Annotated in this window: 14 protein-coding genes, 1 tRNA gene and 1 pseudogene; 8 read left to right on the plus strand and 8 right to left on the minus strand. The window is 64.4% G+C overall.

Annotation, left to right across the window (positions count from 1 at the left end; genetic code table 11):
- Nucleotides 1-39: 39 nt before the first annotated feature.
- Together D6B98_RS24505 and D6B98_RS24510 are read right to left on the minus strand one after the other, a co-directional pair.
- Nucleotides 40-2,814 (minus strand): di-heme-cytochrome C peroxidase, encoded by a 2,775-nt coding sequence (locus tag D6B98_RS24505; RefSeq protein WP_126259458.1) that lies wholly within the window; start codon nt 2,812-2,814, stop codon nt 40-42.
- A gap of 184 nt (nt 2,815-2,998) precedes the next feature.
- Nucleotides 2,999-4,795 (minus strand): adenylate/guanylate cyclase domain-containing protein, encoded by a 1,797-nt coding sequence (locus tag D6B98_RS24510; RefSeq protein WP_164718829.1) that lies wholly within the window; start codon nt 4,793-4,795, stop codon nt 2,999-3,001.
- Between the two features lie 220 nt (nt 4,796-5,015).
- Here D6B98_RS24510 and D6B98_RS24515 point away from each other — a divergent pair, with 220 nt between their 5' ends.
- The gene (locus D6B98_RS24515; RefSeq protein ID WP_126259460.1) at nt 5,016-5,648 is read left to right on the plus strand and encodes a LysE family translocator; all 633 of its coding nucleotides are present in this window, start codon (nt 5,016-5,018) and stop codon (nt 5,646-5,648) included.
- A 55-nt stretch (nt 5,649-5,703) separates the two neighbouring features.
- Complete coding sequence (locus D6B98_RS24520) at nt 5,704-6,114, plus strand: GFA family protein (RefSeq protein ID WP_126259461.1); 411 nt, start codon at nt 5,704-5,706, stop codon at nt 6,112-6,114.
- Nucleotides 6,115-6,116: 2 nt separating this feature from the next.
- Here D6B98_RS24520 and D6B98_RS24525 read toward each other — a convergent pair whose 3' ends face one another.
- Nucleotides 6,117-6,869, minus strand: a complete 753-nt coding sequence (locus tag D6B98_RS24525; RefSeq protein WP_126259559.1) for a sulfite exporter TauE/SafE family protein — start codon at nt 6,867-6,869, stop codon at nt 6,117-6,119.
- 88 nt (nt 6,870-6,957) lie between these two features.
- Here D6B98_RS24525 and D6B98_RS24530 point away from each other — a divergent pair, with 88 nt between their 5' ends.
- Nucleotides 6,958-7,848: a LysR substrate-binding domain-containing protein gene (locus D6B98_RS24530; RefSeq protein ID WP_126259462.1), complete on the plus strand. Its 891-nt coding sequence runs from the start codon at nt 6,958-6,960 to the stop codon at nt 7,846-7,848.
- 308 nt (nt 7,849-8,156) lie between these two features.
- On the opposite strand, the pseudogene D6B98_RS24535 reads toward D6B98_RS24530, so the two are convergent.
- The 3 genes and pseudogenes from D6B98_RS24535 to D6B98_RS24545 form a co-directional block, all read right to left on the minus strand.
- Nucleotides 8,157-8,362: pseudogene (locus D6B98_RS24535) on the minus strand (tripartite tricarboxylate transporter substrate binding protein); the annotation flags it as partial.
- Between the two features lie 22 nt (nt 8,363-8,384).
- A complete protein-coding gene (gene hisN, locus D6B98_RS24540) occupies nt 8,385-9,167 on the minus strand; it encodes a histidinol-phosphatase (RefSeq protein WP_126259463.1) in 783 nt (260 codons plus the stop codon).
- A 522-nt stretch (nt 9,168-9,689) separates the two neighbouring features.
- Nucleotides 9,690-10,580 carry an N-formylglutamate amidohydrolase gene (locus D6B98_RS24545; RefSeq protein ID WP_126259464.1) on the minus strand — a complete coding sequence of 297 codons (891 nt, stop codon included), beginning with the start codon at nt 10,578-10,580 and terminating at the stop codon, nt 9,690-9,692.
- A 333-nt stretch (nt 10,581-10,913) separates the two neighbouring features.
- Here D6B98_RS24545 and cpdR point away from each other — a divergent pair, with 333 nt between their 5' ends.
- The 4 genes from cpdR to D6B98_RS24570 all read left to right on the plus strand — a co-directional run bounded on the left by cpdR (nt 10,914) and on the right by D6B98_RS24570 (nt 12,467).
- Complete coding sequence (gene cpdR, locus D6B98_RS24555) at nt 10,914-11,273, plus strand: cell cycle two-component system response regulator CpdR (protein ID WP_007597092.1); 360 nt, start codon at nt 10,914-10,916, stop codon at nt 11,271-11,273.
- A gap of 75 nt (nt 11,274-11,348) precedes the next feature.
- Nucleotides 11,349-11,423 (plus strand) — tRNA-Val (locus D6B98_RS24560).
- Between the two features lie 313 nt (nt 11,424-11,736).
- Nucleotides 11,737-12,210: an L-2-amino-thiazoline-4-carboxylic acid hydrolase gene (locus D6B98_RS24565; RefSeq protein ID WP_126259465.1), complete on the plus strand. Its 474-nt coding sequence runs from the start codon at nt 11,737-11,739 to the stop codon at nt 12,208-12,210.
- Between the two features lie 14 nt (nt 12,211-12,224).
- Entirely contained in the window at nt 12,225-12,467 is a 243-nt protein-coding gene (locus tag D6B98_RS24570) for a hypothetical protein (RefSeq protein WP_235885146.1), read from the plus strand.
- 11 nt (nt 12,468-12,478) lie between these two features.
- Here D6B98_RS24570 and D6B98_RS24575 read toward each other — a convergent pair whose 3' ends face one another.
- Together D6B98_RS24575 and D6B98_RS24580 are read right to left on the minus strand one after the other, a co-directional pair.
- Complete coding sequence (locus tag D6B98_RS24575) at nt 12,479-13,336, minus strand: glyoxalase superfamily protein (protein WP_126259467.1); 858 nt, start codon at nt 13,334-13,336, stop codon at nt 12,479-12,481.
- Nucleotides 13,337-13,550: 214 nt separating this feature from the next.
- A complete protein-coding gene (locus D6B98_RS24580) occupies nt 13,551-14,642 on the minus strand; it encodes an enolase C-terminal domain-like protein (protein WP_126259468.1) in 1,092 nt (363 codons plus the stop codon).
- A 189-nt stretch (nt 14,643-14,831) separates the two neighbouring features.
- Between D6B98_RS24580 and D6B98_RS24585 the strand changes: the two genes are divergently transcribed.
- Entirely contained in the window at nt 14,832-16,394 is a 1,563-nt protein-coding gene (locus tag D6B98_RS24585; protein ID WP_126259469.1) for an adenylate/guanylate cyclase domain-containing protein, read from the plus strand.
- Nucleotides 16,395-16,898: the final 504 nt, after the last annotated feature.

A 16,898-nucleotide genomic window follows, 5' to 3' on the forward strand; every position in this document is an offset into this window, starting at 1 on the left:
ATCTGGATTGCTTCGCTGCGCTCGCAATGACGCGTAAGCTCACAGCGTCTTCAGATACTCGATCAGATCGTAGCGCTCGGCGTCGTCCTTGAATTCGCGGCCGATCACGCCGGGGCGTTTCGGCTCGCCGTCCTTGCGCTCGAAGGAATGGCCGAGCACGCTGTTGCCCTGGACCGGCTTGCCGTCGGATCCCGTCGTAGAGAACTCGGTTTCACCCGTCTTGCACGTCTCATTTGCGGTGACAGCAAAACCGACGGTCTCGGGATCATAGTCGCGGCGGCCCATGCAGAATTTTTGCGGGCGCTCGCTCGCCGGCTTCAACAGCCAATACAGCGAAGGCACCGAGCCATTGTGCAGGTAAGGCGCGGTGGCCCAGATCCCGTTCAGCGGCCGCGCGCGATAGCGCGGATCGGGCGCCGGATTGAGGCAATTCTTGCGGGCCAGATTCCACATCTTTCCCCGCTCTGCCTCCGGGATGTTCTCCTCGTCCATCCATTTGCGGGCGACGAGATCGACCACCGTCATCAGGCCGAGGGCATAGACCATCTCGTTGGGCGACTTGCTCGCGGTCGGGACCTCGCATTGCCACCATGTCTGGAGGTCGGCCGTGTTCACCTTCAGGAAGGCCGGCACATCGACGATTCTGTTGCCGAGCACGAGCGACTGCTCGGGATCCGTGTTGATCTCCTTGAGCGGAATCGTGACGGCGTTCAGCACCTTGCTGTCGCCGCTCGGCTCCCAGTGCTTGGATGACCAGAAGGCGGGGGTGTCGACGGCCGGCAGGTGGCATCCGGAGCACATCTCGGCATAGATGGCGCGGCCGCGTTCGACGCGATCGGGCTTCAGCCGCCATGCGTCGCCGAGGATCTGCGAGGGCCATTTCGGCGCGAGCAGGCCGCCGAACTTCGGACCGGTGGAAGGATCGGGCGCCTTGAACGGATCGGGGCCTCTCAGCATGTCCTCGATCCAGCCGAGCGTCCTGATGTTCACCGAGGAGCGCCAAATCCTCTCCTCCGGATAAGCGTCGGACAGGTTGAGCAGCGCGGTTACGCCGAGCGCTTCGCCGGCGTTGCGGATCAGCGGCTGCTCGATCGAGGCGTCGTATTGGGCGAACTTGAACCAGGGCACGGTCCAGATCGCGGGGTAGCTGACCGGCGCGTCCTGGGCGTGCAGGTTCTTCTCGAATCCCTTGACCCCGCTCAGCGCCAGGTCCTGCGAGAAGACCTGGTTGCCGATGCGGTTGAGGGCGTCGAGGCGGCCAAACCCTTCCTCGGTGTCCTTCTGCTGCCTGCCGTCCCAGGTCTTCTTGCCTTCAATCGTACTTTGCTGGGTTTTCGCCCAGTCGATCAGAAACGTGCCGATTGCGCTGAGCTTCTGCTTGAGCGCGGCGCGGTCGGTCTTGCTGGCATCGGGGCCGAGCACGCGATCGGCAAAGCGCTGGAAGCGGAACGGGACGTACAGCGTATAGGCGATCGACAGGCCGGTGGAGAGCTCCAGCTTCTTCAGGTCGGTCATGGCCGGGCCGCCGTCGAAGCGGACGTCCACGCCCTGGTAGTGGATCTGGCCGGTGTGGCAGGCCGCGCAGGTCAGTCCGATCTTGTCCTCCTCGCGACGGCCGGTCGCGGGATCGACGACGCCGGTCATCCGCGCGAAGCCGACCGGCAGGCCGTCGACGTTCTCGGCCGGCGTCCACCTGGTCGACCAGTCCGGCAACTGCGTCGTCTCGTAGACATTGGCGTAGCCGAAGCGGCGCAATGTCGTCGTGTCGGTCTGGATCGACTGCGGACTCGGGATGAAGCCGAAGCCTTCGAGATAGCTGCTGTCCTTCATCATGCCCGGCTTCGAGAACAGATGCAGGCGCGGCTGCTCCAGCGCCATGAACCACTCATAGGGTACCGGAAAGGTCGCGGTGCCCTGGCTGGCATGATGGAACCAGTGCCGGTCCTTCAGCGACCAGTTTTGCTCGAGCCAGAAGGCGGCCTTCGTTTCCGGGACTGCAGGCAAAGGCGGCGGCAGAAGGTTCACGAGGATGCCCTTTTGCGGCAGCATGGCGCGGACCTGGTTGGGGAATTCGGCGATGGCCACCAGCGCGACGAGCCCAAGGCCGATGACGAACGCCGTCAGCGCGACGGCCCAGCGAAAGCGCAACTGGCAGGCCGACAGCAGCGGCTGCGACAATATCCGCTGATTGATGCGGTCGGGGAATCGGCGCTCGTTGAACAGCGTGCGAACGTCGGCCACGCTGAGATAGCGCTCCTCGTCCGTCTTGCCCTTGCCGATGATCTTCAAAAGGATGGGCCATTCGAATTTCATCAGCAGCGGGTAGTACCAGCGTGCGGCGCTGCCGGCCCGCTTGAGGTTGTCGCGCATGAAGGTCTTGATTTCCGCAGCGTTGAGGCCGGGCTCGCTGCCGCCGGTGTTCGGGTCGGTGTAGGCCCGGCCGAAGCTCGCGAGCCGCGCGATCTCGTCCTCGTTGACCTTGCCGTCGACGCCAAGGATGCGCGAGCCGGCGCCGTGCTTGTCGAGCGGACCGCCACGCAGCGCGTCGAGCTGCGCGCCCGACCAGATGCTCTTCAGGATGTGCTTGAAGCCGTTGGCGATGAGCGCAACGCCGCGGACCTGGATGCGGGCCGAGACTTTCTTCAGCCCGGTCTCGCCGGTCGCATTTGCGATGGTCTGCGACAGCGTGTTCAGCGGGACGGTGCCGCCCTCGACGAAACCTTCACCGACGAGGCCGCGCAGGAACGGGCATGGATTGTTCGGCGAGACCGGGATCGACGGATCGAAGGGAGGCTTCGAGGCGGGGTGATGCATGGCCCAAATCCTGAAAACAGCGAATCGCGAAATGGCGCGCCGATCAAGCGCGGAAAGTCCTAACAAACCGACAGCACAATATACTACTTCAGCGTGTGACGAAGTGTGGCCGATTTCACTGTCGTGTCAATAAGAGCAGGCGCGAGGTCGCCAAGGATCAGAATGAGTGTCCCCGGCGCGCCCGTCAGGACTCGGCGGCGCGTTTGACGTCGCTCTGAACCAGGGTCAGCTTGCCGAGCGGCACGCCGGCCTTCAGCAGGCCCTCGCGATAATGGGCGAGATGTTCGGGTTTCTTCCAATGGAAATTGCGCAGGTGACGGTCGACGTTGAGCGTCGGGTAGTTGCTCATCAGCACGCGGGCGGCTTCGCTCGCCTCGTCGTTTCGTCCCAGTTGCGCCAACGCGGCGGCACGAATCGCCAGCGCCTGCATGTGGTTGGGGTTGATGTAGAGCTGCTCGCGCGCCCATGACAGGGTCGCGTCATATTGGCGCAACAGATAGTGGCTGAAGGCGTTCAGTGCCGCCCATTGGTAGCGCGGGTCGCTGTTGTCGCGCTGCGCGGCCATCGAGAACAGCTCGATCGCCTCGCGGTGCTCGCCGATGACGAAATGGCAGATGCCGAGCACGCCGCGCGCGCCGTTATCGTAGGGGTTCAGCGCGACCGCGCGCCTGGCGGCGTCCATCGCCGCCTCGTAATGGCCCTCCATGGCATGGACCCAGGACAGGATCGAGAACGCGAAGGAGGAGCGCGGATCGAGCCGGACGCTGGTTTCGGCGAGATCCATCGCCTCCGCCCACATCTCCCGCGTGCCCTTGACCCAGCCGAACTGGATGCTCTGGATCTGGATCGTGGCGAGATAGGCGTGCGCGATCGACAGTTTGGGATCGAGGCGGATGGCCTCGCGGAACAGGTCGACGGCGGCGGCCGAGTCTTCCTTGGTCAGCCGGTAGTAGTGCGACAATCCCTTGAGAAAACGGTCCCAGGCGGTCACGTCGGGGGAGAGGCGCGCCGGCGCCGAGGCCTCGGCCCTGACGATCTCGGTGGCGATGGCGGCGGACAGGTTGGTGGTGATCTCGTCCTGCATCGCGAACAGATCGCCGATGTCGCGGTCGTAGCGGCCGGTCCAGAGCTGCTCGCCGGTCTCCGGCGCGATCAGCTCGGCGGTGACGCGGATCTTGGCGCCGGCGCGCCGCACCGAGCCCTGGATCAGATAGGTGGCGTCGATCTCGCGCGCGATCAGGCGCGTGCTGGTGTTCTTGCCCTTGAAAGCGAAGGTCGAGTTGCGGCTCAGCACGCGATAAAAGGATTGCAGCGACAATGCGTGGATCAGATCCTCGGTGAGGCCGTCCGAGAAATATTCGTCCTGGGCGTCGCTGAGATTGGCGAAGGGCAGCACGCCGACGATCGCCGTGCGATACTGCTGCGAGAGGGCGGATGCCTCCCGGAACTCGGGGGCGAGCGCCGGGGCGCCCTCGGGCGTCCAGGTAAAGACCCCGATCGGGTCCTTGATGTTCTTGAAGCGGTGGTTGCCGGCATCGACCAGCGGCACGGTGAGATGCTTGCTCGCCTCGCGGAAGGCCTTGGCCGAGATCGCGAAGCCGCCGGGGCTCGCCACCGATTCCAGGCGGACGGCAATGTTGACATCGTCACCGAACACCTCGTCCTCGTCGGCGATGACGTCGCCCATGTGGATACCGAGGCGGAACTGCATGGCGCGGTCGGCCGGCAGATGGTGGTTGCGCTCCGCCATCAGGGTCTGCATCGCGATCGCGGCCTCCGTGGCGCCGACGATGGAGGGGAATTCCAGCAGGAAGCCGTCGCCGGTGTTCTTCACGACGCGGCCGCCGTGATTGAGGATGATGGGGTGGATCGCGGCACGATGGGCCTTGAAGGCAGCATGGGTACCGGCCTCGTCGCTGCCCATCATGCGCGAATAGCCGGCGACATCGGCGCAGACAATGGCAGCCAGACGTCTTTCCATATTCTCGCAGCTCCAAGGGAGGACAGACCGGCCACGGCGTGGCAGTCGCCTCGAATCCCGCATTTCAAGAACCCTGCCTTTATAGAGCAGATGCAGCCGAGCGATAGTGGGATCCGCATTGCAAATTCGAGGTAAATCCCACGCAATTCCGGCGGTGGACGGAGAGGGACGAACCAACTAAGTGGTGGCGACCGCCCGGACGGCGGCAGGGGAACCACCATTGCTGGGCATTCACGAAATCTGGCTGTTCATCCTGTCGGGAGTGCTGCTCAACGTCACGCCCGGGCCCGATTCCGTCTACGTCATCGGCCGCAGCATGCAGATGGGCTGGCGGGGCGGAGCCGCCGCCGCATTCGGCATCAGTTGCGGCTGTTTTGTCCATGTTGCGGCCGCGGCGATCGGCCTGTCGGCCCTGCTGATGGCCTCGTCGACCGCTTTCTCGATCCTGAAGCTGGTCGGTGCGGCCTATCTCGTCCTGACCGGGCTTCAGATGCTGTGGTCGCGCCCGGTGCTGGCAGCGGCGATCGACGAGCCGGTGCGCAGCACGCTGCGGCGGGTTTTCCTCCAGGGCGTTTTCACCAACGCGCTCAATCCCAAGGTCGCGCTGTTCTTCCTGGCCTTCCTGCCGCAATTCGTCGCAGCCGATGCGCCGCACAAGCCGCTCGCCTTTCTGACGCTCGGCCTGATCTTCATCTTTACGGGAACGCTGTGGTGCCTGGTGCTGGCGGCGTTCGCGGCGAAGGCCGCCCACCGGCTGCGCGAGTCCGAGGGCGCGATCGCCTGGGTCAACCGCGCGCTCGGCGGCCTCTTCGTCTATCTCGGCATCCGCGTCGCCATGCTGGAGAGCCGGTAACTCGTTCGAACGGATGAGATGCGGCCCCGATCGAGGCCGTGCTCGGGAGGTTTCGATGATTCGTGGAAGCTGCCTGTGCGGCGCCGTGCGTTTCGAGATCGACAAGGTGCGTGCGCTGACGCACTGCCATTGCGCCAATTGCCGCAAGCTGGCCGGCGCCGCCTTCGCGACCTACGCCCATGTCGATGCCGACAAGTTTCGCTTCGTCGCGGGTGAGGACGCGACCGTGGCTTACGAATCCTCGCCGGGCAGTTTCCGCCATCGTTGCAAGACCTGCGGTTGCCCGACGCCGGGCAAGGCGAGCTATCTTCCGACAATCAGCGTTCCCGCCGGCCTGCTCGACGACGATCCGCAAGTCAGGCCGCGCCTGCACGTCTTCACCTCCTCGTGCGCGCCATGGTGGACGATTAGGGACGATCTGCCCCAGCACGAAAAATGGGTGCCGGGTTACGAGCCGAAGTCGTAGGTTCAGGCGAGCTCCTTCAGCAGCGCGCTGCCGGCAAGATAAAAACCGAGCAGGATCATCGCGATCAGGAACCAGCGACGGAACGCCTCGGCCGGCATCCGCGCCCGCACCGACTGGCCGATGAACATGCCGGCAAAGGCCATGGCGAGGCCCACGGCGCCCGGCACGGCATTGGTCGGCGTCAACAACCCAACGGCGGTGAGGTTGAAGGCGAGCGCCAGCGTCGCCGTCGTGAAGAACACGCCAAGCGCCTGCACCAGCTCGTCCTTTTCCATGCCGATCGCCTGCATGAACGGCATCGAGGGAATCACCTGGACGCCGGTCGAGGCCGAGATCACGCCGGTGACGACGCCGACCACGCCGCCGACCCATTTCTCGTTCCTGGGCGCGACGTGGAACTTGAATTTGTTCAGGCCGATCACCGCGTAGACGACGAGCAGGACGCCGAGCACGATCGTGCCGTAGCGCGCATGCGGGCCGGTCAGCGCGCCGGCATTGAGCCAGCAGCCGATCACGGTGCCGATCATCAGCGGCCACAGCCGCCGCAGGATATCCCGCAAATACGGGCCGACGAAGGTCTGCCAGATGTTGGTGACGATGGCGGGCACGATCACGATGGCGATGGCGCGGCTCGGCGCCATGCTTACCGCAAGCAGGCCCATGGACACCGTCGGCAGGCCAAGACCGACCACGCCCTTGACGAATCCGGCGATCAGGAAGACGGCGGCGATGAGGATGAGCAGCGGGTCGATCATGCCGGCACATTGACCGAAGCCGCGCCGGCGCACAATCTGGAGGTTACGGAGTAGGCCTTCGTAGGAAGCGAAGGCTGGGAGACCTGCCATGCGCTTCGACCTCATCGACCTCCAGCTCTTCATCGCGGTCGCCGACCAGCGCAGCATCACCCGCGGCGCAGAACGGTCGCATCTGGCCCTGGCCTCGGCCAGCGCGCGCATCAAGGGGCTCGAGGACGCGCTCGGCGTCGCGCTGCTCAAGCGCGGACGGCGGGGCGTCGAATTGACCGCGGCCGGCGAGAGCCTGCTCGATCATGCGCGGCTCGTCATCCACCAGATCGACGCCATGCGCGGCGATCTCGCCGGCTTTACCTCCGGCGTGCGTGCCAGCGTGCACTTCCTCGCCAACACGTCGGGCCTGTCCGAGCATCTGCCCAAGGCGCTGGCCGGCTTCCTGCGCGAGCATCGCGATGTCGCCGTCGACATCGAGGAGCGCGAGAGCACCGACATTGCGGCGGCGATCACCGCGGGCGCGGCCGATCTCGGCTTCGCTGCCGAGCACGCGCTGCCCGACCATATCGAGCGCTTCGTGTTCAGCGAAGATCGCCTGACGCTGGTGACCGCGCGCCGCGGCCCGTTCGCCGGCCGGCGCCAGATCGACTTCCATGAGGCGGGAGCCTGCGACTTCGTCGGCCTGACCAGCGCCACCGCGCTGCAGATGCACATTTCGAAGCATGCGGCCCGGCTCGGCATGCGCCCGCATTTCCGCGCGCGCCTGCGTGATTTCGACGCGATCTGCCAGATGGTTGCCGCCGAGGTCGGCGTTGCCCTGGTGCCGGAATCCGCCGCCCGCCGCTGCGCCAAGCTGATGCCGCTCGCCGTGGTCCGGCTCCGCGACGCCTGGGCCAACCGCCGCCTCGCCATTTGCGCGCGCAGTTTCAAGGCGCTGCCCCGCCCGGCGAAGATGCTGGTGGAGCATTTAAGGGCAGAAGCGGCGTGAGGAAGTCGTGCACGCTGATCTGAGCCTGTGTCCTCGCCGCGCGTCTTGTTGTGAATCTACGCTGCCGCCATGCACACAACTGCGCTCCCTCCCCCCTTGCGGGGAGAGGGGTACCCAGCAAAAGGTGTCACTGATGCGAAGAAGTTTTTCGTTCTCGATGGTGTCCCCGTGTGGACCCCTCTCCCTAACCCTCCCCCGCAAGGGGGGGAGGGAACGCACCTGTTGCGTTGTGAGAGGTCGGTTCTTGCCCTCAAGGGAAGGTTAAAGAGTTACTTCGCCGTCTCCACGCCGGCGTCTTGATCACCTTCGCCCTGGCCGCCGCGATTGTCGATCACGACCGGCTGGCCCGAGAGCTCCGACATGCGCTGGCCGATCACGCGCGCGATGATGTCGTTGGGACCGCCGGCCGGGAACGGCACGATCAGCTTGATCGGTCTTGCGGGTAAATTCTGCGCCGCGCCGCTGACGGCAGCAACAGGAATAAACCAAGGAGAAGCCTGCGTGAGATCGTCATGCAAGCCTCCCGCTCGCGTCTGTCACTGGTTGAGAAGCTTCAGCGCTTCTTCGTGAACCCTGGCGTCGCCGGCCGCGATGATACGGCCGCCGCCCTGGGCCGGCTTGCCTTCCCAGGTGGTGACGACGCCGCCGGCGCCGGTCACGATCGGGATCAGCGCCGCGATATCGTACGGCTTCAGCTCGGTCTCGACCACGAGGTCGACGTGGCCTGCGGCCAGCATGCAATAGGAGTAGCAATCGCCGCCATAGCGCGACAGCCGTGCGCCCTTTTCGATGCGGCCGAAAATGGCGCGATCGCGTTCGTTCATCAGCAGGGGGCTCGTGGTGTAGGTCGTGGCTTCCGCGAGCGAGGCGCAGCGGCGGACCTGGAGCCGGCGCTCGCCGGAGGGGCCCTTGTAATTGGCCGAGCCGTTGTCGCCGGAGAAGCGCTCGCCGATGAAGGGTTGGTGCATCATGCCGAACACCGGCGTGCCCTTGTGCAGCAGCGCGATCAGCGTCCCCCAGATCGGAAAGCCGCCGATGAAGGATTTGGTGCCGTCGATGGGGTCGAGCACCCAGACATAGTCGGCGTCCTCGCGCTCGTTGCCGAATTCCTCGCCGACGATGCCGTGCTGGGGGAAGTTGGCCTTGATCAGCCGGCGCATCACCGCCTCTGCGGCGCGATCGGCTTCGGTGACCGGGTCGAAGTCCTTGGTCTTGCTCTTGTCGTCGATCGACAGCGAGGTGCGGAAGAACGGCAGGATGGTTTCGCCGGAGGCGGTGGCGAGCCGTCCGATGAAGGCGGAGAAGTCGATCACCGTCACAGGCCAAATCCTCAAAAGCGAAAGTTGGATGAAGCTCGCCTCCTGCCTAGCTCAATTCGCCTCCCGCGGGCAGCGCTGTCTTGATTTGCACCCTGGTATTTTGGATGCCGAAACGGACTGCCGCCTCTCAGTCATCTCCTGGCCAAATATCGATCATTGCGTTGAAAACTTAGTTCCGAGGTTGCCTTGTTCGTATGCAAACATCTATCAACCCATTGAATTTCCTTATCAAAGAAACTGAATCTGGGCTTCCATGGAAGCAACTGAGCCATGTGCATTTTGCATGGGAAATGGAGCAAAAGCCCTTGCACTTTGTGCGGCGCGGTCGCATATTGTTGCGGTGCGGTAGCGCTTGGCGTTACCGCTGCCCTCCTTGGGCGTTTCCTCCCTAGACTTGGGCCGCTTGCGTCATTCGCGAGCGGCCCTTTTTTCTTGCCGCCGCGTTTTCGTTTTAGGGCGCGCAAGCTTGCGAAGCGAAAACGCGCTCGCGCTCAGAATATCATTCGAGAAAGAAGCCGGCGCCTATTCCGCCGCCGCCTGGAATGGGCCGAGATCGCCGAACGGAATCGTGGTCGCCAGCACGTCGGCGAGAACGCCGAAATCGGTCGCCACTTGCGCAAAGCGTGGACCGCGCTCGCGCCGCCGCTCGTCCATATAGATTGCGCGGTTGAGCTCGAGCTGCACCGCATGCAGGCCGCTCGCCGGATTGCCGTAATGCTCGGTGATGAAGCCGCCGGCATAGGGCTTGTTGCGGCCGATCGAATAGCCGAGTCCGGTCATGGTCTCCTCGACCCGGTCGGGCAGAAGCGGCGTGCAGCTCGTGCCGTAGCGGTCGCCGATCACGACATCGGGCCGGCGCGGCTCGTCGCGGGACACGCCGACCGACGGCATCGAGTGGCAGTCGACCAGCACCACGGTGCCGAACATCTGGTGCACCTTGTTGATCAGCCGGCGCAGCGCGCGATGGTAAGGCTTGTACAGCGTCTCGATCCGCCCCAGCGCGTCGTCGACCAGGATGCGGTCACGGTAGATCTCCTGGCCGTCGCCGACCACGCGCGGAATGGTACCGAGGCCGCCGGCGACCCGCATCGAGCGGGTGTTTGCGAAGCTCGGCAGGCGGCCGGTGAACATGCGCGGGTCGAGCTCATAGGGCTCGCGATTGACGTCGACATAGGAGCGGGGAAAGTTGACCCTCACGGTCGGAAAGCCGCGCTCGCTCAAGTGGCCGATCAGCTCGTCCATGAAGGAATCTTCGGACCGCCGCAGCGTCAGCAGGTCGATCCTTGACGCCGCCAGGAATTCGTCAGGATAGGTCGAGCCGGAATGGGGCGAGTTGAAGATGACCGGCGCGCGCCATTGTGCGGGCTCGACGATCTCGAAGGCTGGCGACGTCTCGCCGTCAAACCGGGTCATCTTCTCAGGCTTCGTCCCTTCGCGCCGGGATCTGGCAGGGGGCCAGACCGCATTGATTCGGCCGATGGATGCGGCTCTTATGTGTCGTCATTGTCCGGAATCGCAACCATTCTGCCAAGCGAAAAGATGTCTCGGTCCGTTGGAACACGTCTTAACCGTGCGGGCAGGGAAGCGGGGATGCGCCCGCGCGGCTCGATTGATTCAAGCCGCTTTCCGGTTCACAACGGTGCGGCAGCGCAGCCGGCCTAAGGTAAAGATTTTCACCCCAAATTTACCCTCTGTCGGGCTTAGTGACCTCTGCTGATATCCTCTGGGGATGCAACGATTCCTGCCATGCCAAAGATCCTGCTCGCCGAAGACGACAACGACATGCGCCGTTTCCTGGTCAAGGCGCTGGAAAACGCCGGTTTTCAGGTCTCGTCCCACGACAACGGCATGGCCGCCTATCAGCGCCTGCGGGAAGAGCCGTTCGAGATGCTGCTCACCGACATCGTGATGCCGGAGATGGACGGCATCGAGCTCGCCCGCCGGGCCTCGGAACTCGACCCTGACATCAAGATCATGTTCATCACCGGCTTTGCCGCGGTCGCCCTGAACTCGGATTCGGACGCCCCCAAGAATGCCAAAGTGCTGTCCAAGCCCGTGCACCTGCGCGAATTGGTCAGCGAAGTGAACAAGATGCTGGCGGCCTAAATCGGCCCCGTTCCGTCCTTGCGCCGGGTCCCCTGAGCCGTTATAGGGACCCCACCCGACCCAAATGGACTTTTAGGGCACGTAGCTCAGCGGGAGAGCACTACCTTGACATGGTAGGGGTCACAGGTTCGATCCCTGTCGTGCCCACCATCCTTCGCTCGCGAAGCGAGAGAAGGATGCCGCGCCGAAGCCCAAAGGCGAAGGCGGGCTGGCGCCGCGAGCTTCGGCTGGGCAAGCCGCGATCCACTCCTCTCAGCCTGTCCGGCGTAGCTCGCAGAGCGTAGACGGACTGAGGCGTCTTGCTCGGTTTCTCCGGAACGGCGCCCAGCCGAATCGAGCTCCGCGTCATCCGCAGTCTGTCCCCATGCCGCCGTCCCGGATCGCGCTTCCGCCTACGCTCTTCGAGCTCCGGCGGACAAGTCGCTCCATTCGGGCTACGCTCGCTTCAAGAACGGGGCCGCCCATGAGCATATCCGTCATCGAGCAAGCAAAAATCCAGGCACAGGTGTTGGTGCCGCTGGTCAAGGCGCTCCAGGCCGAACTCGGCGAAGCCCGCGCCAACACGCTGGTGCGCAAGGCGCTTGGCGACCTCTATCGCGGCTTCGGCGAGGAATTCTGGAAGGCGAAGAACAAGAGCGACCTTGGCAGGGCCGTGTCCTCGGCCTTCAGGACCTACGCCCGCGACGACGCGCTTGCCTACGACGTCATCGAGCAGACGCATGACGCATTCGCCTTCGACGTGACGCGGTGCGCCTATGCCGAGTTCTACAAGGCTCTCGGCGAACCGGAACTCGGCTTCCTGCTGGTCTGCACGGCCGACTTTGCGACTGCGGAAGGGTTCGGTCCCGACATCAAGCTCACCCGGACGCAGACCATCATGCAGGGCGCGCCTCATTGCGACTTCCGTTACAAGCGCGATGCGGGCGGATCGCGATGAAGGGAATGCGAGCGATGCGGACGACGATCGGTCTCGCGATGGCGATGCTGGCGCTGATTGCGTCGCGCGCCGACGCCGCCGTCGACTGGCAAGCCGAACTCCAGCGCTGCCGGAGCTTGCGCGAAAACGTGGCGCCGCTGCTTCAGGCCGGCGAGGGGATATCCGCCGTCGGCCGATCCGGCAAGTCCGTCCGTCGCTGCATCTGGATCCAGCGGATGGCGGTGCGGAAGAAAATTCCGGGCGCGGAAGCGTGGTAGCCTGACTGCGCCTATGGTCCCGGCGTGACGAACGCCGAGACGATCTTGCCATCGGTCCCAAGCGCGATGTGCCAGTGCGAGGCTGCGCCACCCTGGTGCCAGACCGAGTAAACGTCCTGTCCTTGCGCGCCAACGCCTAGGAATTCGATCGACTTGATCGGGCCCATTTCCGCAAGACCGGGCTGCAGGCGCGGCAATTGCTTGCGGGTCGCCTCGGCCAGATCCGCGCTCATCTCGCCATAATTGGGCTGGCCCGATGCGATGCTTTCGATGAGACGGCGCAACGCGGCCTCGGTCCCGGGATTGGCGGAGCGGGCGCTCATGCGCCTCTCGATCGCGCGCTCGAGCTCTTGCGCCGCGGTCGCGTCGATGCGTTGCATCGCGTGATCGTTGCCGTGCTGGCGCAGGATCACGCCGGTCGGCACCCCATCCGGTCCGAGGATAAACCGTAGCGTGACATCGATCTCCCGTCCGACGAATTCCGTTTCGCCGACCGGGTAATAGGGGACTGAGCTTTGGCCGCTGAGCCGTCCGGAGAGGTGGTCCTGTTCACGCGTCACGGTGAAGACGGCGCCATGGAATTGGTAGGTTCCGCCATAACGATCCAGCATCGCCTGCGGCAACTGAATTTCTTTGGCCTGTGAGCGGAGTTGATCCGCAGCATCGGACTTCGTGCTTTCCTCGTTGCTCCGGCCCGCACCGGCTTGCTCCGCGGAGCGGATTCGAGCGGCCAGGACATTCCAATCGGCCAACCCGAATAGTCTTGCGACGAGCTCGAGACTCTCACTGACCGTAAGGGAGATTGACCGGGCGTTGAGGGTTTCGCGGAGCGTCTGCGCCATGGCTTTGGCGTCGCGGAAATCGCGCATACTCTGTTCCTTTGCAATATGAACGGAGAATGTCAGGGCTTGCGTTACTGACCCGTTCGCGTGAGCAAAGGAAGCGGGCGGCGGTCCGATACACTTCACCATACCCCGAAGGGCGCAAGCGGCAGGCGGTATCTACCCGCCAAAATTCTGCTTGAGAGGCTCGTGCTTGTCAACCGACGTCGTCAACGTCCCGATAACGAAGCTGTGCCCGCGATCATTCCGCTCGATACTTCTTCACCGCCGCCTCGTCCCATGTGATCCCGTTGCCGGGCTGCTCGCTCGGCAACGCAAAGCCGTCCTTGATTTGCAGTCGCGTCGAAAGCACCGCGTCGGCCCAGTCGACATATTCCAGCCAGTGCGCGGTCGGTGTCACGCAGAGCAGGTGCGCGCTGACTTCCGAGAACAGATGCGAGGACATCTCGATGCCGGCGGCATGGGCGAGCGCAGCGGCGCGGAGCCAGCCGGTCACGCCGCCGATGCGCTGGACGTCAGGCATCACGTAGTCGCACGCTTCCGCCGACAGCGCCGCCTGCATCGAAAAGGCGCTGTCAAAATTCTCGCCGATCTGGATCGGCGTATGCAGCGCATCGGCAATGCGGGCGCAGCCGGCATAGTCATCGTGGCGGATCGGCTCCTCGATCCAGGTGAGGCCCTCGTCGTCGAGCATCTCCCCGCGGCGAATGGCCTCGGTCACCGTCAGCGCCTGATTGTAGTCGCACATCAACGTGACCTCGTCGCCGACGGCCTTGCGCACCGCGCGCACGACCGCGAGATCCTCGCGCGCATCGGGCCGGCCGACGCGGATCTTGGCGGCCTGGAAGCCTTCGGCCAGAAGCTTGTGCGCCTCGTCGACGGCGGCGCCCGCCGGCATGATGCCGAGCCCCTTCGAATTATAGGCCTTGACCGGCTTCGGCGCGCCGCCGAGCAGCCGTGCCAGCGGCAGGCCGCGCGTGCGCGCCAGTGCATCCCAGGCCGCCATGTCGATGCCGGATTGCGCCAGGCGTTGCAGGCCGGCGAGGCCCAGCAGCGTGAAGCGCTGGCTCAGCTTGCGTTCGATCTCGAACGGCAGCAGCTCGTCGCCGGTGAGCAGGTCCGACATTTCCGTGACCATCGCCGCCAGCGGCTTCAAGGCCGAAGGCGTGAGCGAGAACAGATAGGAATGGCCCACTGCGCCCTGATCGGTCTCGCAGTCGATCAGCACCAGCGGCGCCTTGGCCACCGCCCCGGTCGCGGTCTGGAGCGGCAGGTTCATCGGCACGATCACGGGACGCGCCTGGAAGCGCTTGATGCGGATGGTCTCGGTCATGGGCCTCTCCCGGCGCGGCGGATGCAGGTCGGCGGTGATCTTAAGCATCCGTGATCAAACGAAAAGGCGCTTGGCCCGACCACCATAAAATGGGGTTGCGCGGACCTGCGTTTTCTGGGTTCTGTGCCGCCGCATGTTCCATCGCGATGCCGGCCGTAGCGACAAAAAGGCACACCACGGAGCCCCAACGTGAAACAAGAGATCTCCGAAGAGCAGCGCAAGAGCGGCATCCTCACCGGGGCCGTGATTGCCTTCCTCCTGCTCGCTTTGCCGCTGGCGGTGTGGCTGGACCTGACCGAGCTCAGCAAGACGGCGTTGCGCCGGCAGGCGCTCGATCTCAATTCGGTGATATCAAGCGTGCGCAGCTATTACGCCTCCAACGTGGTCGGGCGCGTGCTCGCCAACCCCAACGGCAGCACCAAGGTGGTGCACAATTACGAATCCGTCCCCGGTGCGATCCCGATCCCGGCGACATTGTCGCTGGAGCTCGGCCGGGTGATCGGCGCGCAGCAGGAGAACATCACCTATCGCTTCGTCTCGGACTTCCCGTTCCAGAACCGCGCCCCGCATCAGCTCGACAAGTTCGAGAAGGATGCGCTGGAGGCGCTCCGCAAGGATCCAGAGCAGAAGATCGTGGACACCGAGACCTCGCTGTTCAACGACAAGGTCCGTCTCGTTGCCCCAGTTACGATGGGGCCGGCCTGCGTCAGCTGCCACAACAGCCATCCCGAGAGCCCGAAGAAGGACTGGAAGGTCGGCGACGTCAGAGGCATCCAGGAGGTGATCATCGCGCAGCCGATCGCCGCCAACATCTTCTCGTTCAAGTTCCTCTTGGCCTATTTCGTGATCGCCGCAGGGAGCGGGCTGGCGTTCCTGTCGTTGCAGCGCCGCCAGGCGCGCCGCATCAAGAACATGAACAAGGAGCTCGAATCCGCCAACGACTTCCTGGCGTCGCTGTCGATGAAGATCTCGCGCTACATCCCGCCGCAGGTCTACAAGAGCATCTTCTCGGGCCAGAAGGACGTCACCATCCACACCGAGCGCAAGAAGCTCACCATCTTCTTCTCCGACATTCAGAATTTCACCGCGACCGCGGAACGGCTCCAGCCGGAGCAGCTGACCCAGCTCCTCAACGAATATTTCACCGAGATGTCGGCGATCGCCCACGAATATGGCGGCACCATCGACAAGTTCATCGGCGACGCCATGCTGATCTTCTTCGGCGATCCCGAGACCAGGGGCGATCGCGCCGATGCGCAGGCCTGTCTGCAGATGGCCTGGCGCATGCAGCAGCGCCTTGCCGAGCTCAATGCGAAATGGCGGGCGTCCGGCATCGAGCAGCCGTTCCGCTCGCGCATGGGCATCAACTCCGGCTATTGCAATGTCGGCAATTTCGGCAGCTCCGACCGCATGGACTACACCATCATCGGCGCGGAGGCGAACCTCGCCGCGCGCCTGCAGTCGATCGCCGAGCCCGGCGGCATCGTGCTGAGCTACGAGACCTTCGCGCTCGTCAGCGACATCGTTCGCGCCCACGCTCTGCCGGCGATCACGATGAAGGGCATCAGCCGCGAGGTGATTCCCTATTCGGTCGATGCGCTGGCAGACGGAGCAGCCGAGAACAGCGGCGTCATCACCGAGCGCGCGCCGGGGCTCGAGCTCTATCTCGACCCCGCGGTGGTGAAGTCGGGCGATGCCGCGCGGGTGCGCGCACTGCTCGAGAGCGCGCTGGCTTCGCTGAAGCCGGCGTGAGGCGAGGTGCAGCTGTTCTGGCACCCCTCTTCCTAACACTCCCCCGCAAGGGGCTCCGGAGGTGCCTCTAGGCAACAGCCAAATCGCCTCAATATTTGGCTTCATTCTCCGGCTAGTTTGGCCGCGTGGCAGGCGAATTCCCCGCCACGGACCGCGAGTGCACTGCCACATTGTTCCAGCATGTCGAAAACGATTGCCAGTAGCAGTTCGACCGTGATCTTATCGCCCAATCCTCTGAGCGGGCTGTCCCTGAACTTGGATCAGCCGCGGGCCGCTCAACGGGACCGTTTGGTGTTCCAAAGGAGGATGAACAATGAAGCTCTCCATTCCGCTGTCAGCACTGGCTTTCGCTTGTTGCACGGTCGCGAGCATTGAGCCGGCCAGTGCCGTGGTCTACTGCCAATACATCAGCTATCCGGCCGGCTGCATCGCAAGGCCTGGCGTCAGGCTGGTAGCTCGGCCGGTTGCGCGTGCGGTGACCCCTGGGCGACCCATGAATCGCGG

It is taken from the genome of Bradyrhizobium sp. LVM 105 (assembly GCF_003957705.1).
GTDB classification, from domain to species: domain Bacteria; phylum Pseudomonadota; class Alphaproteobacteria; order Rhizobiales; family Xanthobacteraceae; genus Bradyrhizobium; species Bradyrhizobium frederickii.